Source organism: Bradyrhizobium sp. MI1.3, assembly GCF_055811695.1.
On sequence record NZ_JBVVPQ010000029.1, the window covers coordinates 54844 to 81100 of the forward strand.

Annotated in this window: 25 protein-coding genes and 1 pseudogene; 16 read left to right on the forward strand and 10 right to left on the reverse strand. The window is 64.2% G+C overall.

The genetic code is table 11. From position 1 onward, the window contains the following. The first annotated feature begins 309 nt into the window (after nucleotides 1-309). From AC0L3A_RS21785 to AC0L3A_RS21795, 3 genes are all read left to right on the forward strand, one after another. Nucleotides 310-1170, forward strand: coding sequence for an alpha/beta fold hydrolase (locus AC0L3A_RS21785; protein WP_007603233.1), 861 nt, complete (start codon nucleotides 310-312; stop codon nucleotides 1168-1170). A gap of 121 nt (nucleotides 1171-1291) precedes the next feature. Further along, nucleotides 1292-2041 (forward strand): vWA domain-containing protein, encoded by a 750-nt coding sequence (locus AC0L3A_RS21790; protein WP_007603235.1) that lies wholly within the window; start codon nucleotides 1292-1294, stop codon nucleotides 2039-2041. A gap of 70 nt (nucleotides 2042-2111) precedes the next feature. Continuing rightward, nucleotides 2112-2837, forward strand: coding sequence for a DnaJ domain-containing protein (locus AC0L3A_RS21795; protein WP_354158429.1), 726 nt, complete (start codon nucleotides 2112-2114; stop codon nucleotides 2835-2837). 223 nt (nucleotides 2838-3060) lie between these two features. On the opposite strand, the gene AC0L3A_RS21800 is transcribed toward AC0L3A_RS21795, so the two are convergent. After that, nucleotides 3061-4908: a serine hydrolase gene (locus AC0L3A_RS21800; protein WP_473255170.1), complete on the reverse strand. Its 1848-nt coding sequence runs from the start codon at nucleotides 4906-4908 to the stop codon at nucleotides 3061-3063. Nucleotides 4909-5287: 379 nt separating this feature from the next. On the opposite strand from AC0L3A_RS21800, the gene AC0L3A_RS21805 reads away from it, so the two are divergent. Further along, complete coding sequence (locus tag AC0L3A_RS21805) at nucleotides 5288-5626, forward strand: phasin family protein (RefSeq protein ID WP_219684910.1); 339 nt, start codon at nucleotides 5288-5290, stop codon at nucleotides 5624-5626. Nucleotides 5627-5701: 75 nt separating this feature from the next. Here AC0L3A_RS21805 and AC0L3A_RS21810 read toward each other — a convergent pair. Next, nucleotides 5702-7003, reverse strand: a pseudogene (locus tag AC0L3A_RS21810) (vWA domain-containing protein). Nucleotides 7004-7490: 487 nt separating this feature from the next. Between AC0L3A_RS21810 and clpS the strand changes: the two are divergent. Continuing rightward, entirely contained in the window at nucleotides 7491-7823 is a 333-nt protein-coding gene (gene clpS, locus AC0L3A_RS21815) for an ATP-dependent Clp protease adapter ClpS (protein WP_018455182.1), read from the forward strand. Between the two features lie 284 nt (nucleotides 7824-8107). Beyond that, nucleotides 8108-10513, forward strand: a complete 2406-nt coding sequence (gene clpA / locus AC0L3A_RS21820; protein ID WP_007603241.1) for an ATP-dependent Clp protease ATP-binding subunit ClpA — start codon at nucleotides 8108-8110, stop codon at nucleotides 10511-10513. 122 nt (nucleotides 10514-10635) lie between these two features. Here the strand turns inward: clpA and AC0L3A_RS21825 are convergent, their stop codons facing one another. The 5 genes from AC0L3A_RS21825 to AC0L3A_RS21845 form a co-directional block, all read right to left on the reverse strand. Beyond that, a complete protein-coding gene (locus AC0L3A_RS21825; protein WP_473255171.1) occupies nucleotides 10636-11085 on the reverse strand; it encodes a PEGA domain-containing protein in 450 nt (149 codons plus the stop codon). A 129-nt stretch (nucleotides 11086-11214) separates the two neighbouring features. Continuing rightward, nucleotides 11215-12636, reverse strand: a complete 1422-nt coding sequence (locus AC0L3A_RS21830; RefSeq protein ID WP_051058504.1) for an MFS transporter — start codon at nucleotides 12634-12636, stop codon at nucleotides 11215-11217. A gap of 148 nt (nucleotides 12637-12784) precedes the next feature. Continuing rightward, nucleotides 12785-12946: a hypothetical protein gene (locus AC0L3A_RS21835; protein WP_219684913.1), complete on the reverse strand. Its 162-nt coding sequence runs from the start codon at nucleotides 12944-12946 to the stop codon at nucleotides 12785-12787. Between the two features lie 86 nt (nucleotides 12947-13032). Further along, a complete protein-coding gene (locus tag AC0L3A_RS21840; RefSeq protein ID WP_219684914.1) occupies nucleotides 13033-14058 on the reverse strand; it encodes an aldo/keto reductase in 1026 nt (341 codons plus the stop codon). A gap of 117 nt (nucleotides 14059-14175) precedes the next feature. Further along, on the reverse strand, nucleotides 14176-15081 hold the full coding sequence (locus AC0L3A_RS21845; protein WP_219684915.1) for a LysR substrate-binding domain-containing protein: 906 nt from the start codon (nucleotides 15079-15081) through the stop codon (nucleotides 14176-14178). Between the two features lie 221 nt (nucleotides 15082-15302). Between AC0L3A_RS21845 and AC0L3A_RS21850 the strand changes: the two genes are divergently transcribed. Both AC0L3A_RS21850 and AC0L3A_RS21855 read left to right on the forward strand, forming a co-directional pair. After that, nucleotides 15303-16625 carry an aspartate aminotransferase family protein gene (locus tag AC0L3A_RS21850; protein WP_354201887.1) on the forward strand — a complete coding sequence of 441 codons (1323 nt, stop codon included), beginning with the start codon at nucleotides 15303-15305 and terminating at the stop codon, nucleotides 16623-16625. Nucleotides 16626-16644: 19 nt separating this feature from the next. Next, complete coding sequence (locus tag AC0L3A_RS21855) at nucleotides 16645-17547, forward strand: amino acid ABC transporter substrate-binding protein (protein ID WP_219684917.1); 903 nt, start codon at nucleotides 16645-16647, stop codon at nucleotides 17545-17547. 24 nt (nucleotides 17548-17571) lie between these two features. Here the strand turns inward: AC0L3A_RS21855 and AC0L3A_RS21860 are convergent, their stop codons facing one another. After that, a complete protein-coding gene (locus AC0L3A_RS21860; protein ID WP_473255172.1) occupies nucleotides 17572-18528 on the reverse strand; it encodes an AraC-like ligand-binding domain-containing protein in 957 nt (318 codons plus the stop codon). Between the two features lie 196 nt (nucleotides 18529-18724). Between AC0L3A_RS21860 and AC0L3A_RS21865 the strand changes: the two genes are divergently transcribed. Beyond that, nucleotides 18725-19741, forward strand: coding sequence for a carbon-nitrogen hydrolase family protein (locus AC0L3A_RS21865; RefSeq protein WP_007603247.1), 1017 nt, complete (start codon nucleotides 18725-18727; stop codon nucleotides 19739-19741). 26 nt (nucleotides 19742-19767) lie between these two features. Further along, the gene (locus tag AC0L3A_RS21870) at nucleotides 19768-20808 is read left to right on the forward strand and encodes a phenylacetaldoxime dehydratase family protein (protein WP_473255173.1); all 1041 of its coding nucleotides are present in this window, start codon (nucleotides 19768-19770) and stop codon (nucleotides 20806-20808) included. A gap of 5 nt (nucleotides 20809-20813) precedes the next feature. Here the strand turns inward: AC0L3A_RS21870 and AC0L3A_RS21875 are convergent, their stop codons facing one another. Then, nucleotides 20814-21452 carry an HAD family hydrolase gene (locus AC0L3A_RS21875; RefSeq protein ID WP_354158409.1) on the reverse strand — a complete coding sequence of 213 codons (639 nt, stop codon included), beginning with the start codon at nucleotides 21450-21452 and terminating at the stop codon, nucleotides 20814-20816. Nucleotides 21453-21684: 232 nt separating this feature from the next. On the opposite strand from AC0L3A_RS21875, the gene AC0L3A_RS21880 reads away from it, so the two are divergent. Further along, nucleotides 21685-21981, forward strand: a complete 297-nt coding sequence (locus AC0L3A_RS21880; RefSeq protein WP_007603251.1) for a hypothetical protein — start codon at nucleotides 21685-21687, stop codon at nucleotides 21979-21981. A gap of 77 nt (nucleotides 21982-22058) precedes the next feature. Beyond that, complete coding sequence (locus tag AC0L3A_RS21885) at nucleotides 22059-22259, forward strand: hypothetical protein (protein ID WP_007603252.1); 201 nt, start codon at nucleotides 22059-22061, stop codon at nucleotides 22257-22259. Between the two features lie 55 nt (nucleotides 22260-22314). On the opposite strand, the gene AC0L3A_RS21890 is transcribed toward AC0L3A_RS21885, so the two are convergent. Next, nucleotides 22315-23355 (reverse strand): TRAP transporter substrate-binding protein, encoded by a 1041-nt coding sequence (locus AC0L3A_RS21890; RefSeq protein WP_473255174.1) that lies wholly within the window; start codon nucleotides 23353-23355, stop codon nucleotides 22315-22317. 114 nt (nucleotides 23356-23469) lie between these two features. Here AC0L3A_RS21890 and AC0L3A_RS21895 point away from each other — a divergent pair, with 114 nt between their 5' ends. The 4 genes from AC0L3A_RS21895 (at nucleotide 23470) to tsaA (ending at nucleotide 26144) form a co-directional block, all read left to right on the forward strand. Then, entirely contained in the window at nucleotides 23470-24408 is a 939-nt protein-coding gene (locus tag AC0L3A_RS21895) for a lytic transglycosylase domain-containing protein (RefSeq protein WP_473255182.1), read from the forward strand. A gap of 125 nt (nucleotides 24409-24533) precedes the next feature. Continuing rightward, entirely contained in the window at nucleotides 24534-25274 is a 741-nt protein-coding gene (locus AC0L3A_RS21900; RefSeq protein WP_473255175.1) for an AzlC family ABC transporter permease, read from the forward strand. Continuing rightward, nucleotides 25271-25621, forward strand: coding sequence for an AzlD domain-containing protein (locus tag AC0L3A_RS21905; protein ID WP_007603256.1), 351 nt, complete (start codon nucleotides 25271-25273; stop codon nucleotides 25619-25621). The genes AC0L3A_RS21900 and AC0L3A_RS21905 overlap by 4 nt, the downstream gene beginning before the upstream one ends. Nucleotides 25622-25652: 31 nt before the next feature. After that, a complete protein-coding gene (gene tsaA / locus AC0L3A_RS21910) occupies nucleotides 25653-26144 on the forward strand; it encodes a tRNA (N6-threonylcarbamoyladenosine(37)-N6)-methyltransferase TrmO (protein WP_007603257.1) in 492 nt (163 codons plus the stop codon). The last annotated feature ends 113 nt before the right edge of the window (nucleotides 26145-26257 follow it).

Sequence of the window (26257 nt, forward strand, 5' to 3'; positions counted from 1 at the left end):
CGGCCGGTTCCCACGGGAACCGAGCCCGCACTCAACCGTTTTCACCCCGCGTTTACTGCAAAATTGAACCCGATCGAGACAGGTTGCGTCGGAAGGTGACGTGCACCCTGACGTAGCCGTATGAGAACCGGGTGCCCAAGAAACGTGTGCGCCGCACAATGAAAGGGCTGATGGTTCACAATATTTAGCCTTCCTGTCACGCGGCTGTGACATATATTAGGGAATAGGCGACTAGGGGCCGAAGAGCTCCGGAAGAACACGATTTTCAACAGGGATTCAGGCCGCAAGAGCCTGAGGCTGAGGACGAAAATGAAGCGTGGAATTGCCGTTCTGGTTTCGGTCAGTGCCCTCTGTGGCGTCGCCTATTTCACGGCGAGCAAGTGGGCAATCAGGCACGAGACCATCACCTTCTACGATGCCTCGCGCGACAACCGTGCGGTGCCCGTCGATATCGCGATCCGTCGTGACAAGGAAATGCAGGCTAATGCCGGCATGATCACGATGCCGGTCGCCGTGATCAACCACGGCAACACCGTCAAGAACACCGAGTACGGCTTCCTCGCCAACATTTTCGCCGCGCGCGGCTACCTCGTCGTCAGCCCGCAGCATGATTTGCCGACCGATCCTCCGATGGTGACCAAGCCCGGTGAGATCTATGTTGGCCGGCTGCCGCAGATCCTGCGCGGCGTCGCCAACATCCATCTCGCCATGCAGGAGATGAAGAAGGTTCAGCCCAACGCCGACTACGAAAAGGTGACGATGGTCGGCCACTCCATGGGCGGCGACATCACGATGTATTTCGCCAAGCAGTATCCGGATGAGGTCAAGAAGGTCGTCACGCTCGACAATCTTCGCGTGCCCTTCGTCACCGCCGGCAAGTTCAAGATCCTGTCGTTCCGCTCCACCGATCCGCAGTTCAAGGCCGATGCGGGCGTGATCCCGACCGACGAGGAATGCGAGAAGGCCGGCATCCAGGTCGTGAAGACCGAATTCCAGCACAACGACATGCGCGACACCGGTCCGGACGCGGCCAAGAACTCGATCCAGGGCATGCTCGACAAGTTCCTGAGCGCGACCGACAGCGAAGTGGCGCCGGTCGATACGCAATCGTCCCCGCCCAAGATTCTCGAGCCCGGGCCGGTCGCTTTGATGGCGCCTGCCAAGAGCTGACGCCTTCCTCGTCGTCGATAGCGATTTTCAAAGCCTCCGCCGGCTGCCGCCTGCGGGAGCTTTGCACATTGACCTGGCTGCATGCGCTGACCACATTAGCCGCTCACGCAAGGGTCAAGGAATGTCCGGCGAGCCCATCAAACCGCGCGGCCGCGATGCCGTCTCGGCACAACCAGATGGCGCTGTGCCGCAGGCGGGGACCTCGACATCTGAGGACATTGCCGCCTTCGTCGCCAACGCGCGCGCGCTGTCACCGCATGCGCCCGGTGCGAAAGGGCGGCTGATCTTCGCGCTGGATGCGACGATGAGCCGGCAGCCGACCTGGGACATGGCCTGCGCGCTTCAGGCCGACATGTTCCGTGAGACCGCCGCGCTCGGCAGTCTCGACATCCGGCTCGTCTACTATCGCGGCTTCAACGAGTGCCGCGCCACGGGATGGATCTCCGACAGCGCCAGGCTTGCGACGCTGATGGGCAAGATCGATTGCCGTGGCGGCGACACCCAGATCGGCAAGGTGCTGAGCGAGTCGCGGCGCGAGGCGGTCGCATCCGGCGTGCGCGCCGTTGTCTTCGTCGGCGACGCCATGGAGGAGAACGTCGACGAGCTCTGCGCCAAGGCAGGCGAGCTCGGCATGCTCAAGGTGCCTGTGTTCGTATTTCAGGAAGGCCATGACTCAGTGGCCGAGCAGGCCTTTCGCGAGATCGCGCGTCTGACAGGTGGTGCCTGGTGCCGGTTCGATCCGGGCGCGGCGGCGCAGTTGCGCGAGCTGTTGCGCGCAGCCGCCGCCTACGCGGCCGGCGGACGCGAGGCGCTGTTGCAATTGGCGAAGACCGCAAGTGGCGCGGCCAGGCTGATCGGCCAGATGAAGTAGCGCTGGCGCGCGGTCGGCGGGGGCGCAAGGACACGATGCTTTTTGGCGGTAGGCCGACTATATTCCGGCCATGACCCTGATTGCCGGCGCTATCGCTGTTATTACCCTTTATCTGCTGCTCCAGATGTTCCGTTCGGCCAATCCGGCCGTGCTGGCACGCGCGATCAGGTTCGGTGGCGGCGTGGTCGCGCTGGCTGTCGCAGCGTTCACGGGCCTGAAGGGCGAACTGGTGGTTGCGATCCCGCTCGGGATATTCGGCGCCGGGCTCCTGGGTTGGACACCGATGGCAAACGCCGGCTTCGGCAATATCGGCGGGCTGTTCGGCGGGGGCGCGACGCGCCCGGCCGGTCAGGCCTCGCGCGTGCGCTCGCAATTCCTGGATATGCGGCTCGATCACGATTCCGGCCAGCTCGGAGGCCGGATCGTCGCCGGGCCTCACGCCGGGCGCGATCTCGATGAGTTCGATCTCGCGGCCCTGCTGGCAATGGTCCCGGCGTTCGACGCCGAGAGCGTGGCCCTACTTGAAAGCTATCTGGACCGCCGGTTTCCCGCTTGGCGTCAGAACGCGCAGGGCGACGCGGCAGGGGGGCAGCGCCGCACGGTGGCGAGCGGCAAAATGACGACGGAGGAGGCCTATCAGATCCTTGGCCTGCAGCCGGGGGCGGGGCGTGACGACATCAGCCGGGCTCACAAGTCCCTGATGAAGAAACTGCATCCCGACCAGGGGGGCTCGACGTATCTCGCTGCCCGTGTAAACGAGGCCAAGGATACTCTGCTTCGCACGCATAACGGCTAACTCCGGCACCACGCTACAAACGCTCGTCCCGTGTGAGCTCTGCTTGCTCTGTTTGCCGTCGCCCGATGCCCGCCATTGTCGGCGTGGTCGATCCCTTGCGTAAAGTTTTAACCGTAAATCCTTGACGAGAGGTTGTCGTGGAACAGCCTCGTCGGCCACCGCGTCCCGAAAATGAAAATGCCCGCGCTAGGCGCGGGCATTTTCATTGGAGCGGTGCGAAAGATTAGTTGCGGACGGTCATGCAGGAGATATCGGCGCGCTTCAGGGTGCGGCAGACGGCTTCGGCCTGGTCGCGGTCGAGCCCGGCGAAGCGGGCGCGGTAGAGCTTGCGATTGTCTTTCGCGACGACCGGCTCGGTGAACGGGTCGGCCTTGCTGAGCAGGCCACGAGCCGAGCTGCGCGCCGCGTCGATGCGCTGCTGGGCTTCGTTCTCGCTCTCGAGCGCGCCGACCTGGACGATCCAGCCGCTGTGGGTGACGACCGGCTTCGTGGTGGCGCTCATGATCGGCTGCAGCGCCGGGTCGGCTGACGCGAGCTTCGCAGCAGCCGGGGCAGGTGCGGCGGCGGTTGCGGCCGGTAAGACGCCGAGGACGCCGTTGCCGGTGCCGAAGCCCGCCGGCTGCCGCGGCAGCTCGGTACGGGCGATCTCGGCCCTCGGAGCTTCCGGTTGGCTGGCGACCTCAGGCTTGTTGATGAGGTCTGCCCGGGCGACGACGGCGCCGGAGGTTTCGGCGACGTCGGAACGGGACGCGATCGTGCTCGTGACCTGCGGTGCGATCTGAGCCGGGGCGGCGGAGGCGACCTTCACGGCGCCGGCCTTGACCTGGACGGTCTTGACCCTGACCGGCTTCATCGGCTCGGACGAGCCGGGGATGATCGAGAGCGGCTGGCTCGAGATCACGCCATTGGTGAGCGGCGCAGGCTCGATCCTGGATTCTGTCGGCCGAACTTCAGGCCTGTTGGCTTCAGATCTGGGCTGAGCCGGCGGCACCGCGGCAGTCGCAGCCGCAAGCGTCGAGAGGCGCGCGGCGAGACGCGACGGGGCTGCTTCGGGAGCAGGGGCAGCCGCAGCCTGGACCTGCGGAGCGGAGCGGGTCGGGGTATCCGACGCATCGGCGACTTCGGCAGCGGCATCGGAACCGTTGCGCTCGGTGACCGCGGCGACGGTGTGGGTGGTCGCGGCCTTATCGAGGTTCTCCGCGAGCAGGTTGCGCATGATGGCGTCGCGCGAGCCGCCGCTGCGGCCGCCCAGCACCACGCCGATCAGGTGGCGGTTGCCGCGGCGCATCGAGGTCACGAGATTGAAGCCGGAGGCGCGAGTATAGCCGGTCTTGATGCCGTCCACGCCCTCGACATTCCCGAGCAGATGATTGTGGTTCCGGATCGACTGTCCGCGCCAGTTGAAGGTCGAGGTCGCGAAATAGCGATAGTAGCGCGGAAAGCGCTCCTGGATGGCGCGGCCGAGCGTGGCCTGGTCGCGCGCGGTCGTGACCTGCTCGTCGTTGGGAAGGCCGTTGGCGTTGCGGTAAACCGTCCTGGACATGCCGAGCGAACGCGCCTTGCGCGTCATCATCTGGGCGAAGTCGTCCTCGTCGCCGCCAATCGCTTCCGCGATCACAACGGCTGCGTCGTTGGCGGAGCGGGTGACGAGACCCTTGATCGCGTCCTCGACGCGGATGGTCTGGCCGGCACGCAGGTTCAGCTTGGTCGGATCCTGATCGGCGGCGTGCTGTGAGACCGGCATCTCGGTGTCGAGCTTCATCTTCCCGGACTCGAGACGCTCGAACAGCAGATAGAGCGTCATGATCTTGGTCAGCGAGGCCGGATGGCGGATCCCGTCGGGGCTCGTTGCCTGAAGCACGGAGCCGGAATTGCCGTCGACGATGATCGATGCGAATTTCGGGCTGGAACTTTCGGACACATCGCGCTGCACGCGGTGTTGCGCATAGTGACGCCGGTGGCGCCGCGCCTCGGCAGCATCTGTGGTGAAGATGACCGCACTGGTAACCGCAAAAAGCCCAAAAACGCCAACCCGCGCCAAGCGCGAGGAAGACAAGTTTTTACGAAGCATGAAACCCCGTCCCCGTTTCTGACTTGATCACCGGCTCGTGAGGCGAAATTGTGCCCATGGGACCCTGGATCATTACCTGCTCAGGCTGTCCTCCGCAGGTGCTGGCCGCGGGTGACGTTGGGCCTGAGCCGCTGTTCTGGCTAAGGTGATGTTCTCCAACGGCTTTTGGCCGCTTGTGAAGTAGAACACGTCCAGGGAATCAAGGTAGGGCGCTGCGGTTTCCAAAAGCTTAAGGAACCATTGCGGGAAACCCGGGAATCGCGGCGAATTTTAATTTGTGCGACGCACAAAATTCTTGACTTTTTTGTGCGTTGCACTAATTGTGAGCAGAGTCAGGGAGCCGGGGCTTCCCGACGAGAGCTAGGGAAAAGGATTCCGAATGTTCAAGGTTGAAGACTTTCAAGGCTACGGGAAAGAGCACTTCGAGCAGTACGTCGCCTCTGCGACCTCGATGCAGCACGGCCTTCAGGCGATCGCCAGCGCCTACGGCGACTACACCAAGAAGTCGTTCGAAGACACCAAGTCCTTCGTCGAGAAGCTTTCCGGCGTGAAGTCGCTGGACAAGGCCGTCGAAGCGCAGACCGAATTCGCCCGTTCCGCCTACGAGTCCTTCGTCGCGGAATCGCAGAAGATCGCAGGCCTTTACGGCGACCTCGCCAAGCAGGCGTTCAAGCCGGTCGAGACCATCGTGTCGAAGTTCACTCCGGCCGCCAGCTAACGTTTCCTGACGTCCTGGAATCAAAAGCCCGGCTGAAGCAGCCGGGCTTTTTTTGTTTGTCGTGGCGTGTCGATCTCAGCGCGCCACGCGCAGCTTGGACAGCGACGTGCCGATGTCCTTGAACACCGAGACGGTCTGATCTGCCTTCGTCACCAGATAGAACTTGTCGGTGCCGCTCGCGCAATATTGCAGTACGCTGGACGTCGGATCGCTCCCGGTGTTCACTTGCACCGTATAGATCGTGATGTTCGCCGCCTTGGCGTTGTCGCACAGTTTCTTCTGCCGCGCGTCGATTTGCCAAGCGTTGCCGTACCAGCGGTTCTGCGTGTTGAGACCGTCGGAGAGCAGCACGATCGCGTCCTTGTAGGTGTAGTTGGCGTCTTTGGCCGGCGCGTTCATGGGATCGCCGGTCGACAGCGTCATCCAGCCCCAGGCGAGGCCAATGCCCTGGTTGGTGTTACCGGTGGGCTTCATGGCGTCGATCCGGCTCTTGAGTGAACTCCAGTCGTAGCTCAGCGGCATGATTGGCTGCAGATAGGATGAACTGCCGGTGTCGCAGTAGGAGTACTGTTCGGCCGGGAACTGCGTTCCCGCGTTGCCGCTCGTGGGCGTCGTGTTCTTGGTGTCGTAGTCCTGGTCGCGATCGACCACGCATCCCGTCCACCTGTTGTGGTTGGCGGACCTGGTGCCGCGGGCCGCGTCCCAATCGGTGAAATCGACCCAGTACTTGTTGTAGTTGCTGGCACCCACGTTGACGTCCTTGGCAAACGGAACGATCGAGATGTAGACGTCGCCATCGGTCTTGGCGAGCGGGCTGAGCTGGTCGACGAGGCTCTTCGCGGCGGTCTGCATCGCCGCCATCTTGCCGTCGTCCGCCATCGACCCCGTGTTGTCGAGCACCAAGGCCACGCGCATGCGCACCAGACCCCAGGCGCTGGTGGAATCGGCGCCGACGTCGAGTGTCGGGAAACCTGCGACCTTCATGAAGGTGGTCGTGTAGGTGCCGGTGCCGGTGACCTGGATGGTGGAGCCCATGCTGGTGCTTGCGGTGTAAGTGGCCGCGATGCTGACCGACGGCAGGGAGCTGGTGGCGGTGAACAGGGCGTTGAAATAAGCCTGCGCCTTGGTGCTGATCTAAGAGGTCGTGATGGTGCCGGACGACAGATCCTTGGAGACCATCAGCGAGGTCGAATCGAGGGCCGCCTGCATTGCGGAACGAGCCTGGGCCGCGCGACTGTAATCGATTGCAGCTCCGACGAAGCCTAGAACCGGGAGCAGCGCGATAGCGAAGATCACGGCGATATTGCCTTGTTCGGCCGCTGCAAACCGGGAGAGGTGTCGACCAACAATACGGCTGACGAGGGGCAGGCTAGACATGACGATTCCCGGAAATCTGTGACTTTGCCCGTTTTCGCGCCACGCCATTGAAGGCAGGGTAAATGGATCCGTAGAAAACCGGAGATAACCCGCGCGAAGCCGCCGCAGCCGCGTTACCGGCCGGGTTCCTGGTCAACATCTTCTAAACGGGCGGGGCGGAAGCTTTTGTCAAATCAGTCCGGATTGATTAACCTTGGTGAGGATCGCCCGGACCGGGAATCGGGACCGCCATGGCCGCATCGGCCGAGCTGTCGCACGCTTGCGGCGAGCCGGGGGCAGGCCCATATTCGGTGAAGCCGATCCGGCTTGGACCGGACCGGCTGGAAGCGGCGACCCAACAAGGCGGTGCGCCTGTGCGAAGCTCCGAAGGCCGGGGCTGCGCGGCGAACCGCCATACGCTTCCGTGGGGAATTTGAACGCCTGAGCCATGCCGCAACTGTCTTCCAGACCAGATCCGTCCGCGGCCGCCGCCGCCCACGCTCCGCTGATGAGCAACGACGAGAACCGTTCGGGCGGTCCCTCCGCGCCAAACACGTCCGTCATCACCAAGGTCAAGCCGAAGACGAAGCGGCCGAACCTGTACCGTGTGCTGATCCTGAACGACGACTACACGCCGATGGAATTCGTCGTTCATGTGCTGGAGAAATTCTTCCAGAAGGACGCCGAGGCCGCAACCAAGATCATGCTGCACGTACATCATCACGGGATCGGGGAGTGTGGCGTGTTCACCTACGAGATCGCCGAGACCAAGGTGACGCAGGTGATGGATTTCGCTCGCAAGCACCAGCATCCGCTGCAATGCGTGATGGAAAAGAAGTAAGACACGGCGCGTTTGAAGCCGGTTCTTGTGCATGTCGCAGTGTGATTGCCGCGTGATGTCTGCGAGCGATGTTCGTTGCAGACGGCAAAACTACGGAATTTCGGACCGGTGCCGATCGTGCCAAACCGGAACGGGTTTTGCATCGAAAAATACCGCAGCTGTGCAGCCGCCTGAGTCGCGGAACCGGTCTTTCGCCGCGATCTTGTATAACTATATGTGACAAAGGTTGTTGTTGCCTGACCGGGCGATGGCGATCATGATGGTGGGGGCCATAGAGGACGCGAATGCCGACTTTTTCCCAAAGCCTTGAACAATCCCTGCATCGTGCACTGGCGATCGCAAACGAGCGTCATCACCAATACGCGACGCTCGAGCATCTTTTGCTCTCCCTGATCGACGACTCCGATGCAGCCGCCGTCATGCGCGCCTGTAGCGTCGACCTCGACAAGCTCCGTACGAGCCTCGTCAATTATCTTGAGACCGAATTCGAGAACCTGGTGACGGACGGCGCCGACGACGCCAAGCCGACCGCAGGTTTCCAGCGCGTGATCCAGCGCGCGGTAATCCACGTGCAGTCGTCCGGTCGCGAAGAGGTGACCGGCGCCAACGTGCTGATCGCGATCTTTGCCGAGCGCGAGAGTCATGCCGCGTATTTCCTGCAAGAGCAGGACATGACGCGCTACGACGCCGTCAACTACATCAGCCACGGCATCGCGAAGCGACCGGGCGTCTCCGAGGCACGCCCCGTGCGCGGCGTCGACGAAGAGACCGAGACCAAGGGCAGCGACGACGCCAAGAAGAAGGGCGAGGCGCTCGAGACCTATTGCGTCAACCTCAACAAGAAGGCGCGCGACGGCAAGATCGATCCGGTGATCGGACGCAATTCCGAGATCAACCGCGCGATCCAGGTGCTGTGCCGCCGGCAGAAGAACAATCCGCTGTTCGTGGGCGAGGCCGGCGTCGGCAAGACCGCGATCGCGGAGGGCCTGGCCAAGCGCATCGTCGACAGTGAAGTGCCGGAGGTGCTGGCGGCTGCGACCGTGTTCTCGCTCGACATGGGCACGCTGCTCGCCGGTACGCGCTATCGCGGCGACTTCGAGGAACGCCTGAAGCAGGTGCTGAAGGAACTCGAGGCGCATCCCAACGCCATCCTGTTCATCGATGAGATCCACACCGTGATCGGTGCGGGCGCGACGTCGGGCGGGGCGATGGATGCCTCGAACCTGCTCAAGCCCGCGCTCGCTTCCGGCACCATCCGCTGCATGGGCTCGACCACTTACAAGGAATACCGCCAGCACTTCGAGAAGGACCGCGCGCTGGTGCGGCGCTTCCAGAAGATCGACGTCAACGAGCCGACGGTCGAGGACGCGATCGCAATCCTCAAGGGACTCAAGCCGTACTTCGAAGACTACCACCGGCTGAAATACACCAATGAGGCGATCGAGGCTGCGGTGCAGCTCTCTTCGCGCTACATCCACGACCGCAAGCTGCCGGACAAGGCAATCGACGTGATCGACGAATCCGGCGCGGCGCAGATGCTGGTCGCCGAGAACAAGCGCAAGAAGACCATCGGCATCAAGGAGATCGAGACCACGATCGCTTCGATGGCGCGGATCCCGCCGAAGAGCGTGTCGAAGGACGATGCCGAGGTGCTCAAGCATCTCGAGCAGACCCTGAAGCGCACCGTGTTCGGTCAGGACAAGGCGATCGAATCGCTCGCCGCTTCGATCAAGCTGGCGCGAGCCGGCCTGCGCGAGCCGGAGAAGCCGATCGGCTGCTATCTGTTCTCGGGTCCGACCGGCGTCGGCAAGACCGAGGTCGCAAAGCAACTCGCGGCGTCGCTCGGCGTCGAGCTGTTGCGCTTCGACATGTCCGAATACATGGAGCGGCACACCGTGTCGCGCCTGATCGGCGCGCCTCCCGGCTATGTCGGCTTCGATCAGGGCGGCCTGCTCACCGACGGCGTCGACCAGCATCCGCATTGCGTGGTGCTGCTCGACGAGATCGAGAAGGCGCATCCCGATCTCTATAACGTGCTGCTCCAGATCATGGATCACGGCCGGCTCACCGACCACAACGGCAAGCAGGTCAACTTCCGCAACGTGATCCTGATCATGACCACGAATGCGGGCGCGTCCGATCTCGCCAAGCAGGCGTTCGGCTTCACGCGTTCGAAGCGGGAAGGCGACGACCACGAGGCGATCAACCGGCAGTTTGCTCCGGAATTCCGCAACCGTCTCGATGCCGTCGTGTCGTTCGGCCATCTCAGCGTCGAGGTGATCGGTACGGTAGTCGAGAAGTTCGTGCTTCAGCTCGAAGCGCAACTCGGCGATCGCGACGTCACCATCGAGCTGTCCGAGCCCGCCAAGACCTGGCTGGTGAAGCATGGTTACGACGAGCAGATGGGCGCACGTCCCATGGCTCGCGTGATCCAGGAGCACATCAAGAAGCCGCTGGCCGACGAGGTGCTGTTCGGCAAGCTCAAGGGTGGCGGCCATGTCCGCGTCGTTCTGATCAAGGACGAGGCCGACGAGAGCAAGGACAAGATCGGCTTCGAGTTCGTCGAGGGTCCGGTCACGCCGAAGCAGGAGAAGCTCCCGGGTGCCCGCAAGCGCCCGCCGGGCAAGTCCAAGCCCGGTGGCCCCGGCGGCTCGAAGGGGCCGACCAAGAGCCCGCTGGTCAAGGTTTGATCTGCACGCGATGAATTGAAAAGGCCGGCTGAGAAGCCGGCCTTTTGTTTGGCGCTGGATGTTGCCTCGTGGCGGGGCCGGGCAGGAACTAGGCTCAGGTAGCCGATCCCGTCGTGCCGACCTTACGTCCCAGCCTCCGGCGCGCGGGGCGGCCGCGGCTTTTTCGGAGCGCGCGGCGCTGCGTGCGGGACAGAGGGCTGCATGGTTACGATAACCGGATTCGGCTTGTGATCGGTTGCCGCCCCGGTCGCTGCATCGACGCCCATGCCGACGACGCCGCCGAGCAAGAGATTGCCCGCAAAGCCGGCGGCTCCGCCGGTCTGTATGTCTCGGCTGAGCGGAACGACCTGCGGTTCATAGCCTTCCTTCTGGAAGGCAATCGAGATGTCGGCGCTGCGTTTGACGACCACTGAGCAGGGCGTGGTGCAGGTGGTTGGAACTTTCATTCCGCTGACAATTGCTTCCACGCCTGACGGTGTTGATGAGATGCTGATATTTTCGGTCGTGCCGCGCGTGACAGACGCGCAGCCGCCCAGCATGACGCTGAGCGCCACAATTCCAAATGATCGCATGAAGTGCCCCTTATTCCCCGACGCCATTGAAGCGCAACCACAGCGGGAGGGCAATACGTCATTGGTTCAGATAGTTAAGCTACGCACCGGTTGTGTATAGGAAGGGTGGTAGCGTGCGCGTGGGCTCGGCTAGTCACCGCGCAGGCGCTGGTCGTCCTGCACACGAACATGCTCGGCGCCGCGCGCGCCCGCGGGCGACAGCCGCAACATGCTCAGCGCCGCGCCGCAGAGCGCGAAGCCGACGCCGGTCAGCAACGCGATCCTGGTTCCCTCGATCGGATAGCGGCCGAGGAACAGCGCGACCAGCGCTGCGCCGGTGGTCTGCCCAAGCAGCCGCGCCGTCCCCAGCATGCCGCTGGCGCCGCCGGCACGCTCGCGCGGGGCGGCTGCGATCATGGTGCGGTTGTTGGGGGTCTGGAACAGGCCGAAGCCGGCGCCGGCCAGCGCCATCCGCCAGATCACATCAAGCGGCGTGGGCGCCGCCGGCAGCAAGGCGAGCGCAGCGAGGCCGCAGGCGAACAGCGTGAGGCCGATGCCGCCGAGCAGGCCTGCCGGGTAATGCTCGACCAGGCGACCGGCGAGGGGTGCTGCGAACGCGACCGCGATCGGCCACGGCGTGATCAGGAGACCCATATGCACCGCCGAATAGCCGAAGCGGCTTTGGAGGTAGAAGGGGATCGCGACGAAGGCCAGCATCTGCCCGCAGAACGAGGCGATCGAGGTTGCAATCGACAGCGCGAACACCGGGATGCGCAACAGGTCGATCGGCAGCAGCGGCGAGGCCATGTGGGTCTCGCGGTAGATCAGCAGTGCGCCGGCGACGAGCGCGATGGCGAACTGCACGAGGCAGGTGATCGCCGCTTCGCCATGACCGACGCTATCGACGGCCGCGATGCCGACGCCGAAAGTGATCGCGGACAGCCCCGCGCTCTGCCAGTCGAAGGAATGGCTCGCAGGCCTGGTGTGCGGCAGGCTGCGCAAGCCCAGCACCAGTGTCACCACGCCGAGCGGGACGTTGATGGCGAAGAGCCAGGGCCAGCTGCCGAACGCCAGGATGCCGGCCGCGAGCGTCGGGCCGACCGCAGCCGAGAAGGCGACGACGAGGGCGTTGAGCCCGATGCCGCGGCCGAGCTGGCTGCGGGGGTAGGTGAAGCGCACCAGCGCCGCGTTGACGCTCATGATGCCGGCCGCGCCGAACCCCTGCACGATGCGTGCAATCGTGAGGAGCGGCAGCGTGTGCGCCAGCGCGCAGAATGCGGAGGCAAGCGTGAACAGCACCAGCCCGACCAGATAGACGCGGCGATAGCCGACGATCTCGCCGAGCGAAGCCAGCGGCAGCAGCGAGATCGTGATCGCGAGCTGGTAGCCGTTGACGATCCAGATCGAGAACGCCGGGCTTGCATCGAGGTCGGCCGCGATCGTCGGCAGCGCGACGTTGGCGATGGCGCTGTCGACCACTGCCATGATGATGCCGAGCGCAATCGTCAGGACCGCCTGGCCACGCTGCGGCTGCGGCAGGCCGTCGGCGTGCTCCATGGGGGCTGGCGACATGATGGCGGCGGGCTTGATTCGAGCCGTGGTTCGTCTCCGGACTAGGAAATTGCGAGATGCATCGCAACCCGGCAGGATACGGGCGGTTCCTGCGCCCGGCGCGGGTCTCCCGGCACCGCGGGCATGGGTCGGAACGGCCTTCGCGGGCTCACCAGCGCGAGGTCGACTTCCCGAACACATAGAGCGCGACGAGCCCAACCGTCACGGCGGTCGAGGCGATCAGGATGATGCGGTCCCAATCGATCCCGCTCCGCTCGGCGCGGTTGAGATTGAGAGCGGTGAACAGGGCCTTCATGGCAAATCGGCGCATCGGGCGGCCTCGCGGGAGCGCACGATGCCACTGTCGGCGCGGGCCGGATTGATGCAGCTCAAGCCGGACTGCGCCGCGCGCGGTCGCTACACCGGCGGCGGGTTGCGGTCGGTGAAGGCCGTGCGCTGGTGCCAGTAAGGATAGGGCAGCGTCACCTTGCTCGCCGTATCGAGCTTGGCGATCTGGTCCTTGGTCAACGACCAGCCGACCGCGCCGAGATTTTCGCGCAGCTGCGTCTCGTTGCGCGCGCCGATAATCAGCGTCGAGACGGTCGGACGCTGTAGCAGCCAGTTCAGCGCGATCTGCGAGACGCTCTTGCCCGTTTCCTTGGCGACCTCGTCGATCGCATCGACGACGCGGTAGACGTGCTCGTCCGGCACGGGTGGGCCGAACTCGGCCGTTTTGGGCAAGCGGCTTACGTCAGGCTTTGGCTGGCCGCGGCGGATCTTTCCGGTGAGGCGTCCCCACCCGAGCGGCGACCAGACCACCGCGCCGAGGCCCTGGTCGAGGCCGAGCGGCATCAGCTCCCATTCGTAGTCGCGCCCGATCAGTGAATAATAGGTCTGGTTGGCGACATAGCGCGGGAAGCCATGCTTGTCGGCAACGCCAAGCGATTTCATCAGGTGCCAGCCCGAAAAGTTCGAGACGCCGACGTAGCGGATCTTGCCGGCGCGCACGAGCACGTCGAGGGTGCTAAGCACCTCCTCAGGAGGGGTGAAGGCGTCGAAGCCGTGGAGCTGGAACAGGTCGATGTAATCGGTGCCGAGCCGGCTCAGCGAAGCATCGATGGCTGTGAGCAGATGCTGCCGCGACGACCCGATGTCGTTAGGGCCGTCACCGAAGCGGAACGTCGCCTTGGTCGAGACCAAAACCTTGTCGCGGCGGCCCTTGATGGCCTCGCCGAGAACGCGCTCGGATTCGCCGAGCGAATAGACGTTCGCGGTATCGAACATCGACACGCCGGCATCGAGACAGATATCCAGAAGGCGCCGCGCTTCGGTCGCGTCAGTCGTGCCCCATGCAGCGAGGCGGCCAACGCCGCCGAAGGTACCGGTCCCAAGACTCAAGGCGGGTACCATCAGGCCCGAGCGGCCCAAGCGTCGGTATTCCATCGATTTGCTCCTCGGCTGGCCGCTGATTGATCCCCGCGGCCTGGTGCCGATGGTAGAGCAAGCACGCGCAGTGTCCTATTGCGTGCTCACATAGCGGCTCTGCTGGGGTCGCACGCGTTACGCCACGATTGTCCCCTTCAAATTCGCAGCCGTGATCTTCGCGCGCAGCCAGGCTTCGAACGCGTCGACATGGCTGCGGCCTTTGGCCTCGGAGGACCGCACCAGATAATAAGACACGGTCTCGACCTCGAATTGGGGCTGATGGAACGGCGCGACTAGGGTGCCCTTTTCCAGCTCGTCGGCGGCGAGAATCTCGCTCTCCAGGACGACGCCGAGACCTTCGACCGCGGCGTCGATGGCCATGGTGGATCGATCGAACCACAATTCGTGGCGTGCCTTGATCGTCGTGCCGACGACCTTTCGCAGATAGTCGGTCCAGGTCAGCGCGTTCGACGAATGAATCAAGGTGGCCCGGGCAAGATCGCCGGGCTCGTGAAGTCCGAGTTGCTCGATCAGAAGCGGGCTACAGAGCGGACGCAGACGCTCAGCCAGGAGCGGCTCGATCTGCCGGTCGTTGAGGACGGGCGGGCGTCCATAGGCGATGGCGAGATCGAAGCGAATGGTATCGAGCTCGCGCAAGTCGGCGATAGTTGACAGCCTGATCCCGATCTCCGGATGCTCGCCGATGAAATTCCCGATCCGCGGCTGAAGCCATTTGGCGGCAAAGCTCGGGCCGCTCGCGATGAACAGATGATTGCGCTGCGACTGCGGCGCGACCAGCCGCGTCGCGCCCATGATCATTCCAAATGCGCGCTCGATCTCGGCGGCATAGACGCGACCGGCATTGGTGAGCACCGCGCGGCCGGCGTGCCGCGAAAAAACACGAACGCCGAGGAAATCCTCCAACTTCTGGATGTGGTGGCTGATCGCGGAGGGCGTAACCCCGAGCTCCTCTGCGGCGCGGCTGAAGCTGCCGTGGCGCGAAGCGGCTTCGAATGCCGACAGCGCCTTGAGCGGCGGCATTCTCGACCGCGGTGTTGACCCCGCTTCATCGGCTGCTGAGTTTTTTGAACTGGCGCCCATCATGTCTGCCCGGTACGAATTTATCTGTTGCTCAGGCAATTCTTGTACCGCAAACGCCCTGAAGCAACAGCTTCGTGCCCCAAAAGACCGACCCGACAACGGCGAGTGCATCGCCACACCGCACGGCTGTGCGGCGGATGCCGCTTGCCCGAGGAGAACCCATGACTTCAGCGCTGAAACAGGCCGCCGACGAATTCCTCGTCCGCTATGGTGGAGACGTGTTTCCGAACCTCTTCACCTCGGCGAAGGGGACGATCGTGACCGACAGCGATGGGCGCGACTATCTCGATTTCACCTCGGGCCAGATGTGCGCCACCATCGGCCACAACCATCCAGCCATCGTCGCGGCGGTGGAGAAGGCGGGAAAGAAGGCCTTCCATCTCTTCAGCGGGATGATCCCCGAAGTGGTCGCCGAGCTCGCCCAGGTGCTGGCGAGGGATTGGCTGCCCGGCGATCTCAAACGCTCGATCTTCATCAATACCGGTTCGGAAGCAACCGAAGTCGCGCTCCGGATGGCCAAGATGTACACGGGCGGCTACGAGGTGCTCGTTCTCGGCGGCTCGTGGCACGGCATCACCGGCGGAGCGGCCTCGGTCTCGATGGCGAGCGACCGCAAGGGATATGGCGTGCCGCCGCCCGGCGTGTTCGTCATCCCGGAGCCGAACGCCTACCGGCCCTACATCTCGAAGGGCAGCGATGACGAGTCTGCGCTCGCCAATCTCGAACTCGCCCTGAAAATGTTCGACATGCAGTCGAGCGGGAGGGGTGCTGCGATCATCGCGGAGCCCGTGATCAGCGCCGGCGGCGTGCTGGTGCCGCCGAAGGCGTTCATGGAGGCCCTGCGAAAGGCGGCCGATGAGCGCGGCATGCTGCTGATCTTCGACGAGGCCCAGACTGCTTTCGGGCGTATCGGAAAGAAGACCGGATCCGAATATTTCGGGGTCGTTCCGGACATCATGACTATGTCGAAGACGCTCGGCGGTGGGCTTCCGCTTGCGGCGGTGTCGACCACCGAGGCGATCGAGAGCAAGCTCCACGAGGATCACTTTACCTATTACACCAGCCACGTGTCCGATCCCTTGCTTGCCGAGGTCGGGCTCGCGGTGCTGCGCGTGATCACTGAGGAGAAACTTGTCGCACGCGCCAACGAGATGGGAGCCTACCTGCGAGGCCGGTTCGAAGGGCTCCAGCAGAAATACGAGCAGATCGGCGACATCAGAGGCATGGGCCTTCTGCTTGGCGTCGAGCTGGTCAGCGATCGCAACAGCCGACGCCCAGCCCACCAGCTTGGCGGCCTCACCACGAAGAAGTGCTTCGAGTACGGGCTGAGCATGAACATCCGCCGCCGCCCCGAGCGCGGATCGGTGTGGCGTATCGCGCCGCCGTTGACCGTCTCGACCGAGGAGATCGACCGCGCTGTTGAGATCCTTGATCGGGCTTTGAGAGAAAGTCTCGACGAGCTGTCGCGAAATCCCACTGCTTAGCAACTGGTTGGAGGCTGACATGATCCGCGTACACGCGCCGAAGCTCGCCATTGCCGCCGCATCACTGGCGCTACTCGAGATGGGGGCCGCGCAAGCGGCGAGTCAGACTTTGGAAAAGATCAGGGAGGTCGGCAAGATCAGCTTCGGCTACCGCGAGGCGTCGATTCCGTTCGCCTATCTCGGAGCAGATCAGAAACCGACCGGGCTCTCGCTCGACCTCTGTGCCGCAGTGGCCGACAAGGTCAAGGTCATGTTGCAGCGGCTTGAGCTGGAGGTCGAATACGTTCCGGTGAATGCGTCCAATCGCATCCCGCTGCTCCAGAACAGTACCATCGACGTCGAGTGCGGCAGCACGACCAATACGGCCGAACGGCAAAAGCAGGTGGCGTTCTCCGTTGCGACCTATGTGGCATCGCCGCGCTGGCTGGTGTCGGCCTCGTCGCAGCTGATGGAGCCGAAAGGACTTGACGGGCAGACGGTCGTCATCACGCAGGGCTCGCTGAATTTCGGGGTCGCCAAGAAGCTCCTCGATGACCAGAAGCTGAATGTGACGATCGTGCAGGCCAAGGACCACGCCGAGTCGCTCCTCATGCTGGGAACGGGTCGCGCCACGGCGTGGTTCGAGGACGATATCCTGGTTGCCGGTCTCGTCGCGAACGCCTCGGATCCCAGGGCTTTCCGGATGTTGGCGGCCACCTATGCGCCTTCTTACTATGGGCTAGTGACCCGCAGGGAAGATCCCGAGTTCAAGGCCGTCGTCGATGCCGCGATCAAGGAGAAGATGGCGTCCGGTGAATTCGGGAGGCTCTACGCGAAGTGGTTCGAGTCGCCGATTCCGCCGAAAGGGGAGAACCTCCAGCTTCCCATGAGCGAAGCGATGAAGGCCCGCGTCGCATCTCCCAGCGATGCGCTTGTGCCGTAGGCGACGCTCTCGGCAGACCTTGCGTCAATGCCGCGACTGGCTCTGCCGGTAGTCGCGCGGTGACATCCCGAAATGCTCGCGGAAGACGCGGCCGAAGTGCGAGAGGTCGTTGAAGCCCCAGGCGAAGGCGATCTCGCTGATGTGGCGGTGAGCGAGCACGGGGGAGACGAGATCGCGTCTGCATTGAGCGAGGCGCTCACCGAGGACGTAGCGCTGGAACGAGGTTTCCTCGTCGGCGAGGAGATCGTTGACATAGCGGGACGAAATGCCGAGCGCCGCTGCGGTCTCGGACAGCGAGAGGTCGGGATCGGCAAGATGAGCCCGGATATGCGCCTTCAATCGGTAGAGCAGGGCGGAGCGATGGGTCGAGGACGGCAGCGGCGTCTTGCCTAGCCGCTCGCCCAGCGCCATCGCCAGGACATCGACGGCCTGTTCCGACAGCGCGGCGGCGTGGTGCGGATCGATCTGATCCGCGCTCTGGCAAAGCCGGTAGACGAAATCGTAGGCGATCCTCTGCAGTGCCGAGTCTGGTCCGAAAGCGCTGGCGGTTAGGGTTTGGGTCGCGCCGAGCCGGCGCTGCAGCATCTCGCGCGGCACCTTGAAGATGGTCTGCGTGAAGATGCCGTCGAATTTCAGCTCGTAGGGCCGGGTGGTGTCATAGAGCGCAAACTCTCCCGGGTGCACCACGGCCTCGCGGCCGTCCTGCACCACGCCGCCGGTGCCGCGATTGCCGAGCGCGATCAGGATGAAATCCTGATCCGAGCGCGCGATGCGCGAGGGCGTGCGCAACACGTGCTGACGGTCGGAACAGACCTCGGAGCATTCCGCCTTGCCCAGTGGCGCCCGGGTGACCGAGCCGCGAAAGGCGCTGCCAAGATCGGACTTGCAGTCGAGCCCGACAAAGACGTCGCAGACAATATCCTGCCAGAGCGCAAGGCGGCGGTGGCCTGGGCTGTCGTCTGTGGTGAACTGGATCGGCATCTGCAAAGCCTCCCTTTCACATCCCGCAATATCGCGTGTCGGCGCAGGTCCCGCCTGAAAGGCAAATCCCGTACCGGGTCGGCGAATCCCGTCCGGTCGAGTTTTTGTTCCGCCGCGGTCGAGCGCCCGCCGTCCCGGCTTGGTCAAATAGACTGCATCGGACCTGGCTTCCGATCAACCGGCAAGGGAGGTGGGAATGGGCATCGAACATCCGAAATACAAGGTCGCGGTGGTGCAGGCGGCGCCTGCCTGGCTCGATCTCGACGCCTCGATCGACAAGTCGATCGCCCTGATCAGGGACGCCGCCGAGAAGGGCGCAAAGCTGATCGCCTTTCCGGAAGCCTTCATCCCCGGCTACCCCTGGCACATCTGGATGGATTCCCCGGCCTGGGCGATCGGCCGCGGCTTCGTGCAGCGCTATTTCGACAATTCGTTGTCTTATGACAGTCCGCAGGCCGAGCGGCTGCGCGACGCCGTGCACAAGGCCAAGCTCACTGCCGTGCTCGGCCTGTCCGAGCGCGACGGCGGCAGTCTTTATCTGGCGCAATGGCTGATCGGGCCGGATGGCGAGACCATCGCAAAGCGCCGCAAGCTGCGGCCGACCCATGCCGAGCGCACGGTCTATGGCGAGGGCGACGGCAGCGATCTCGCCGTGCATGCGCGGCCCGACATCGGCCGCATCGGCGCACTGTGCTGCTGGGAGCATCTCCAGCCGCTGTCGAAATACGCGATGTATGCCCAGAACGAGCAGGTCCATGTCGCGGCCTGGCCGAGCTTTTCGCTCTACGATCCGTTCGCGCCGGCGCTCGGCGCCGAGGTGAATAACGCCGCCTCGCGCGTCTATGCCGTGGAGGGCTCCTGCTTCGTGCTTGCCCCTTGCGCAACGGTCTCGCAAGCGATGATCGACGAGCTGTGTGATCGACCGGACAAGCATGCGCTGTTGCATGCCGGCGGTGGCTTCGCTGCGATCTATGGTCCCGACGGCAGCCAGATCGGCGATAAGCTCGCGCCGGACCAGGAGGGCCTCTTGATCGCCGAGATCGATCTTGGCGCCATCGGTGTCGCCAAGAACGCCGCTGATCCAGCCGGGCATTATTCGCGCCCCGACGTGACGCGGCTCCTGCTCAACAAGAAGCGCTACCAGCGCGTCGAGCAGTTTGCGCTGCCGGTCGACACCGTCGAGCCCACGGACATCGCCGCGGCGGCGAGCTGATCGCCGGAATCGAGGGAGGCACGCTCATGGAATCCGCAATTCCTCTGCATCTCGAGACCCCGCGCACGCGCCACAAGCGCGTGCCGGACGATTACCAGCCGCCATACCCGTCCTTCGTGGCGCGCTATAAGCCTGCGGTGAACCGGGTCGTGATGGCCTATTTCGGCCTTCAATATCGCGGCACGGCGCCGGCGGCTGCGACCGACGCGCTCGCCGACATCGCGGAACGGTTTGCCGCGGAAGGCAGGCCCTCGCATTGGGACCGCGCGCAATACGTTGATCAGGCCGGTTACGAGAACGTCGTCTCGGTGGCCTATTGGGACGACATTGCGCGGTTCGACAAATGGTTTGCACCGGCGCGCGAGGCCTGGACCGGAACGCAGCGCGAGGGCATCGGCACTTTCATCGAGGTGCTGCGCCCCACGGTGGCGCGGCACGAGACGCTGTTTTCCTCGCTCGGCCGGCCGGAGGGCGTCGCCGCTATCGCCGGCGGCATGAGCGGCGAGGTGCAGGAGCACGCCTATTGGGGCGGCATGCGTGATCGCATCCCGCTGTCGCAGACTGATCCAATGTCGCCGGGCGGCAATCCCGAATTGATCCGCGACGGCGCGCGGCTGCGCGTGCAGGCGCACGACAATCTCTGCCTGATCCGATCAGGCCAGGATTGGAGCGATACCGAGACCTCGGAGCGAGCGCTCTATCTCGACGACGTCGAACCGGTGTTGCGCGAGGGCATGGATTTCCTGCGCGATGAGGGCCTCGGCATCGGCTGCTACGCCAACCGTTACATGGGCGTGCTGGCAGCCGACGGGAGCGCGAGTGAAAAGTCCTATGGTCAAAGCTGGTGGAAGAGCCTGGCGGCGCTGGAGCGGTGGGCGGAATCGCATCCGACCCACGTCAGGATATTCGGCGCCGCGATGAAGTACCTGTCGACGCTCGGCCCTTCAGCAAAACTGCGGCTCTATCACGAGGTCACTATGGCGGCTGCAGACGAGCAGTTCTTCGAGTATCTGAACTGTCACACCAGGACCGGCATGCTGGCGGCGGTAGAGACCGTCAGCGCTTGATGGACCTAGACCACGCAGTGACCGAGCAGCTCCGAATGCGCGGCGCAGATGTGATGCGCGCCGGCGTCCCGCAGCTCGGCCTCGCTGCCGTAGCCATAGAGCACGCCGATCGCGGTCATGCCGTTGGTGCGGGCGCCGACCACGTCATGGCTGCGGTCGCCGATCATGATCGCGCTGGCGGGATCGACCCTGGCTTCGTCGAGCGCGTAGCGCAGCAGGTCGCGCTTGTCGACGCGCGTGCCGTCGAGCTCGGAACCGAACACGCGCTCGAAATACGGTTTCAGGCCAAAATGCTCGACGATACGGGTGGCGTAGACCGCGGGCTTGCTGGTCGCCACGAACATGCGCGGTGTTGTCGCGGCAAGCGTTGTCAGCGTGTCCACGATGCCGGCATAGGCTTCGTTCTCGAACAGGCCGACATCGCTGAAGCGCTCGCGATAGAGCAGCAGCGCCCGGTCGGCGAGTTCCGCGCTGCCCGTGAGCTTTTGCAGGCTGGCATGCAGCGGCGGGCCGATGCACCAGGTCAGCTCGTCCGCGCTCGGCACCGCGACGTTGAGCCGCTCCAGGGCGTACTGGATCGAGCGCGTGATCCCGGGCTTCGGGTCGGTCAGCGTGCCGTCGAGATCGAAATAGATTGTAACCATGTCGCCACGCCTGTGTTGATACCGCCGCCTATTGCTTGACCTAAACGAGGCCACGGACCAAGGCAAACGCGCAACCATTGTCAGGCCGAAAATCGCCTTCTTGATACCGCGTATCCCTTAAAGCTCGCTATTCGCGGGAGGGAAGCGTAGAGTCGCGCCATCACCGCCTTCCATTGGCATCGACCGGTGACTGAGGGTCACCAGCGCTCCCGCCGACTAAGCAGGAGCGTGTATGACTCGATTTCGTCTGGTCGACTGGATCCGCCGGAGAGCGCTTCTCGTCGCATTGATGCTTGCCATATTGATACTTGGCACACTGTCGCAAGGCGCTGTCGCGGCAGGGCCGGACTGCCGGGCGATCGAAAGCACGAGCGGACGTCTCGCCTGCTACGATGCTGCGTTTCCTCCAAAGGAAAGAAAGCCCGCTGCTGCGGAGAACGATGGGTCCCGTGCTGCCTACAAGGACCCGTTCGTTGCGGAAGAGGCCAGAACCGCAGCGAAGCTGAAGAACATCTGCCGCGGCTGTTGAGGGTTGCTCGTTCGCCGCGTCTTGTTAATGGCGAATCCGGACGAGAGATCGGGACGATTTTTTTCAGGAGAGGCCGGATGAGCGAGCGACTTGAAACTCTGAAGAAGGCCCGTGATCGCATGATCGAGGACAGGGATGCGCATGCGAAAGTGCTGGCCGCTCCGTTTGTGCGCGACACGGCCGAGCGAGCGCGCAACAAGTTCATCGAGATCCAGGCGCTGATCGATGCCCTCGACCGCGCCATCCGGGGCGAAATCCCGGGTCCGGTCAAGAACTAGGGCGGTAGGCAGCGACACCGGCAGGACGTTGATTGCAGATTCCGCTACCGCTCCCTCATTGCTGTCTCGCCCATTCGACGATTGCGGTCGCCTCCGCGCCTGCCCGGGTTCCCCAGGCGGCGATCGCGTCCTTTGCTGCCTTCCGCAGCTCCGTGACAAGGAACGCGGGCGCCGGCTCGGCGATATGGACGCCATTGTCGCGCATGCGCGCATAGTTCTCGATGGTGCGGTGGGTCAGTAGCGCGAGCTGGCTCTGTTCTGTCTCGGCCGCCGCGGCCAGCACCTCGCGCTGCATCGGTTCGGACAGTTCGGCAAAGGCGTCGCTGCGGACGAAGGCGATCGAGATCGGCATCGCGTAGTTGATGGCCGTGAAATGCGGCAGAAAGTCCCACAATTTGCGCCCCGCACCGCCGTCGCCGGAGGTGAGGAAGGCATTCAGCCGGTGTTCCCTCAGTCCGGCGAGCGCCGCGTCCATCGGCAGGAATTGCGCGTTCGCGCCGGCCGCGCGCATGACCTCGGTGGAATTGGCATCATAGGTTCGCAAGTTCAGTTTCGGCAGGTCGTCGGCACCTTCGAGCGACCGTTCCGACCACAGGCCCGTGGCCGGCCAGATCGTCACATAGAGCAGCTTGAGGCCGCGCGCAGCGAGTGCTTTTTCGTAGAGCGGGCGCGCCCGCAGATTGGTGGCGCGGGCGATGTCGACCGATTGCACGAGAAAGGGCAGGGTGGACAATCCGAACACAGGGTCGAGGCCCGAGAGCGCGCCCGCGAAGGCATCGCCGCCCGCGATCCGGCCGTCCAGCGCCGCGCGCGGCATCTCGCCCGAGTTGATCTTGAGTTGGTTATCGAAGGCGTTCGTCACGGTCACGAAACCGTGGGTACGGTCGGAGACGCGGCTTGCGAAGGTCGCGAGTCCAATCCCGGAGATGTTATTCTCAGGGTATTCCGTGGTCATCCGCCAATTGACTTGAGAGGTGACTTGGGACGTCACCTGCGCGGCGGCTGGCGCGACGCCCAGGATGAATGCGGCGAGGACAAGGATCGCGCGGATCCGTTTGGCGGGGTAACGCATTGGGAGAAGCAGGTCAGGCAGCATATATTGGCAACTCGTCGAACCATGGCACGATGCCACAAGATGGCAGATCACACTGTCGCATGCCGCGCCGAGGCGCGCCACCGTCATGCCTGCACGCGATGGGTGCAGATTGCGATGTGCATCATCCCCGCGCTGCTTGTCTCGGCGACACAGGTTGTTGCGTGGGACAGTTCGCCCGCCAAAACCGACGTCGCCGTCCCCAGCGTCGAAGAACTCGCTGTGCAGCCGGCGAAGCCCGCGGATGCGCGCGAGAGCGATACGCGGGAATCGATCTGCCTGATCGTCGAGGCCGCGGCGCGCGATGCCAATCTGCCGCTGGAGTTCTTCGCCCGCGTGATCTGGCAGGAGAGCCGCTTCCAGGCCGATGCGGTGGGGCCCATGACGCGCAGCGGCGAACACGCGCAGGGGATCGCGCAGTTCATGCCGGGCACCGCGAGCGAGCGCGGGCTGCTCAATCCCTTCAATCCGGTGCAGGCGCTGCCGAAGTCGGCGGAATTCCTGAACGAGCTGCGCAACCAGTTCGGCAATCTCGGCCTGGCGGCGGCCGCCTACAATGCCGGGCCGCGCCGGGTGCAGGAATGGCTCGCCGGCACCGGCAGCATGCCGGAGCAGACCCGCAATTACGTTCTTGCCATCACTGGCACCAGCATCGATGCCTGGGCCAAGGTAGGCGCAACGGGCAAGGGTCCGCCGAGCGCGCCACCGACGAGCTGCCGCGATCTGATGGCGCTTTTGAAGCGCGCGCCAAATGCTTTCGTCGCCGAGCTCGAACAGCATGTGGAGCTGGCGGCCGCAAAAATCTGGGGCGTGCAGCTCGCCGCGGGCTTTGACCGCAACCGGGCACTGGCTATGTATTCCCGCGCGGTCACGCGGCTGGGCGCCGTGATCGGCGAACGTGATCCGAGCCTGCTGAGCTCAGTGATGCGCAGCCGAGGCACGCGCGCCTTCTACCAGGTGCGCATCGGCGCCGATACGCGGAGCGAGGCGGATGAACTCTGCGGTCGCATCCGCAAGGCGGGCGGGGCATGCTTCGTGCTGAAGAACCGCGTGTGAGCGGGTAGGGGACGCGCCCCGAATGGCAACCACGCGTGCATGCCAGCCCCGCCGCGCGCTTTCTTGACGCCCGCCGCCGTATTGCCCGTTATGCAGGCACGATTCCTCACCCGGCCAAGACTCCCGTGGCGCTTCCTCCGCTCGATTCACCTCAATGGCAAAGTCCCTGGCGCGCCTTTGCGTGGGGACTGCGCTCGATCACGCAGACGATCCTCACCCTCGTCCTGTTCGCGACCTATCTCGGCATTGGCGCGCTCGCCCACGACACCCATTTCAGCCTGCTCTGGGCGCTCTGCTCGACGCTGTTCGTCTGGGCAGGTCCGGCGCAGATCATCCTGATCACCACGCTCGGCTCCGGCGCGACGGTCATCCAGTCGGCGATCGCGGTCACCGTCAGCGCCATTCGCCTGTTTCCGATGGTGGTCTCGGTGCTGCCGCTGATGCGCACGCCGACGACGAAACGGCGCGAGCTGTTTTTCGCGGCGCATCTCACTGCAGTGACACTGTGGGTCGAATGCCATCGCTTCCTGCCGCAGGTGCCGCGTGAACGCCGGATCGCCTTCGTCAACGGACTTGGCTTCGGTCTTGTCTCGGTGTGTCTCACCGCCAACACGGTCGGCTATTTCCTTGCTGCGAATCTGACCCAGACGCTTGGGGCGGCGATCCTTTTGCTGACGCCGCTGTCCTTCCTGTTCTCGACCGCACGCAACAGCCGCGAGGTCGCCGATGTCGTCGCACTTGCGCTAGGGGTTCTGCTGTATCCGCTGGCCGCGAAAATAAACTCCGGACTCGACATCCTCGTCAGCGGCCTCGTGGCCGGCACCATCGCCTATGGCGTGCATTGGTGGCGGGAGGTGCGTGCATGAGTTTTGCGCAGCTCATTGGCGACTGGCACGCGCTGGCGGTGCTGTTCGTCGCCGGCGTTGTTCCCAACCAGATATGGCGCATGCTGGGCCTGTGGTTCGGCGGCGGCATCGACGAAGGCTCCGAGCTTCTGGTCTGGGTACGGGCGGTCGCCACCGCGATCCTGGCCGGCGTCATCGCCCAGATCGTGGTCGAGCCGCCTGGGGCGCTTGCGAGCGTGCCCGATGCCTTACGCTACGGTGCGGTCGGCGCCGGCCTCGTCGTCTTCCTGCTGACCCGCCGCTCGATCTTCGCGGGCGTGGTCGCGGGCGAAGTCTTCATGCTGGCCGGCAAGTGGTGGTTGGGCTAAAACTGCCGGCGAACAGCAGGGATTTGGAAATATGGTTCGCGAAAACGAGCTCCGCGAGGGTGAAGTCTCCATCGAGCTGCCGCCGACGCAGGATGCCGGCCTCGTCTTTATCGGCCGCATCCGCACGCCCTGGAGCTCGCGGCTGGAGACCCCGCGGCAGGGCCGGCATGACGGCCCGATATGCCGGCTCGAGGTCTTCGAGCCATTCGTGCCGGCGATCAAAGGTGTCGATTTCTACAGCAATCTCGAAGTGCTCTACTGGCTCGACAAGTCGCGCCGCGACATCGTCCTGCAAAGCCCGAAGAACAACGAAAAGACCCGCGGCACGTTTTCGCTGCGCTCGCCGGTGCGCCCCAATCCGATCGGGACGTCGATCGTGAAGCTGGTCGGCATCGAGGGCAACGCGATTCTGGTGCGCGGGCTCGATTGCCTCGACAACACGCCGCTGATCGACATCAAACCGGATCGCTGCGAGTTCACGCCACTGGCCGCGCCGCAGCCGGGGGATTTCCAGACGGAGTAAGAGGCGGTCATCGTAGCCCGCATGGAGCGAAGCGGAATGCGGGGACTGTCCCGGGGTTGGGGGGGGGGGGGGCCCGGGGGGGGGGGGGGGGCGGCCAACCCCCGGAAAACCCC

Bases quoted from the DNA above. Each gene is read 5' to 3' on its own strand.
- AC0L3A_RS21855 (WP_219684917.1), top strand. From the start codon at position 16,645: ATGATCCGCGTACACGCGCCGAAGCTCGCCATTGCCGCCGCATCACTG.
- AC0L3A_RS21785 (WP_007603233.1), top strand. From the start codon at position 310: ATGAAGCGTGGAATTGCCGTTCTGGTTTCGGTCAGTGCCCTCTGTGGC.
- AC0L3A_RS21885 (WP_007603252.1), top strand. From the start codon at position 22,059: ATGAGCGAGCGACTTGAAACTCTGAAGAAGGCCCGTGATCGCATGATC.
- AC0L3A_RS21895 (WP_473255182.1), top strand. From the start codon at position 23,470: ATGTGCATCATCCCCGCGCTGCTTGTCTCGGCGACACAGGTTGTTGCG.
- AC0L3A_RS21860 (WP_473255172.1), bottom strand. From the start codon at position 18,528: ATGCCGATCCAGTTCACCACAGACGACAGCCCAGGCCACCGCCGCCTT.
- AC0L3A_RS21850 (WP_354201887.1), top strand. From the start codon at position 15,303: ATGACTTCAGCGCTGAAACAGGCCGCCGACGAATTCCTCGTCCGCTAT.
- AC0L3A_RS21865 (WP_007603247.1), top strand. From the start codon at position 18,725: ATGGGCATCGAACATCCGAAATACAAGGTCGCGGTGGTGCAGGCGGCG.
- AC0L3A_RS21880 (WP_007603251.1), top strand. From the start codon at position 21,685: ATGACTCGATTTCGTCTGGTCGACTGGATCCGCCGGAGAGCGCTTCTC.
- AC0L3A_RS21890 (WP_473255174.1), bottom strand. From the start codon at position 23,355: ATGCTGCCTGACCTGCTTCTCCCAATGCGTTACCCCGCCAAACGGATC.
- AC0L3A_RS21835 (WP_219684913.1), bottom strand. From the start codon at position 12,946: ATGCGCCGATTTGCCATGAAGGCCCTGTTCACCGCTCTCAATCTCAAC.
- AC0L3A_RS21825 (WP_473255171.1), bottom strand. From the start codon at position 11,085: ATGCGATCATTTGGAATTGTGGCGCTCAGCGTCATGCTGGGCGGCTGC.
- AC0L3A_RS21795 (WP_354158429.1), top strand. From the start codon at position 2,112: ATGACCCTGATTGCCGGCGCTATCGCTGTTATTACCCTTTATCTGCTG.
- AC0L3A_RS21905 (WP_007603256.1), top strand. From the start codon at position 25,271: ATGAGTTTTGCGCAGCTCATTGGCGACTGGCACGCGCTGGCGGTGCTG.
- tsaA (WP_007603257.1), top strand. From the start codon at position 25,653: ATGGTTCGCGAAAACGAGCTCCGCGAGGGTGAAGTCTCCATCGAGCTG.
- AC0L3A_RS21790 (WP_007603235.1), top strand. From the start codon at position 1,292: ATGTCCGGCGAGCCCATCAAACCGCGCGGCCGCGATGCCGTCTCGGCA.
- AC0L3A_RS21840 (WP_219684914.1), bottom strand. From the start codon at position 14,058: ATGGAATACCGACGCTTGGGCCGCTCGGGCCTGATGGTACCCGCCTTG.
- AC0L3A_RS21875 (WP_354158409.1), bottom strand. From the start codon at position 21,452: ATGGTTACAATCTATTTCGATCTCGACGGCACGCTGACCGACCCGAAG.
- AC0L3A_RS21805 (WP_219684910.1), top strand. From the start codon at position 5,288: ATGTTCAAGGTTGAAGACTTTCAAGGCTACGGGAAAGAGCACTTCGAG.
- AC0L3A_RS21830 (WP_051058504.1), bottom strand. From the start codon at position 12,636: ATGTCGCCAGCCCCCATGGAGCACGCCGACGGCCTGCCGCAGCCGCAG.
- AC0L3A_RS21800 (WP_473255170.1), bottom strand. From the start codon at position 4,908: ATGCTTCGTAAAAACTTGTCTTCCTCGCGCTTGGCGCGGGTTGGCGTT.
- clpS (WP_018455182.1), top strand. From the start codon at position 7,491: ATGAGCAACGACGAGAACCGTTCGGGCGGTCCCTCCGCGCCAAACACG.
- AC0L3A_RS21870 (WP_473255173.1), top strand. From the start codon at position 19,768: ATGGAATCCGCAATTCCTCTGCATCTCGAGACCCCGCGCACGCGCCAC.
- AC0L3A_RS21845 (WP_219684915.1), bottom strand. From the start codon at position 15,081: ATGCCGCCGCTCAAGGCGCTGTCGGCATTCGAAGCCGCTTCGCGCCAC.
- clpA (WP_007603241.1), top strand. From the start codon at position 8,108: ATGCCGACTTTTTCCCAAAGCCTTGAACAATCCCTGCATCGTGCACTG.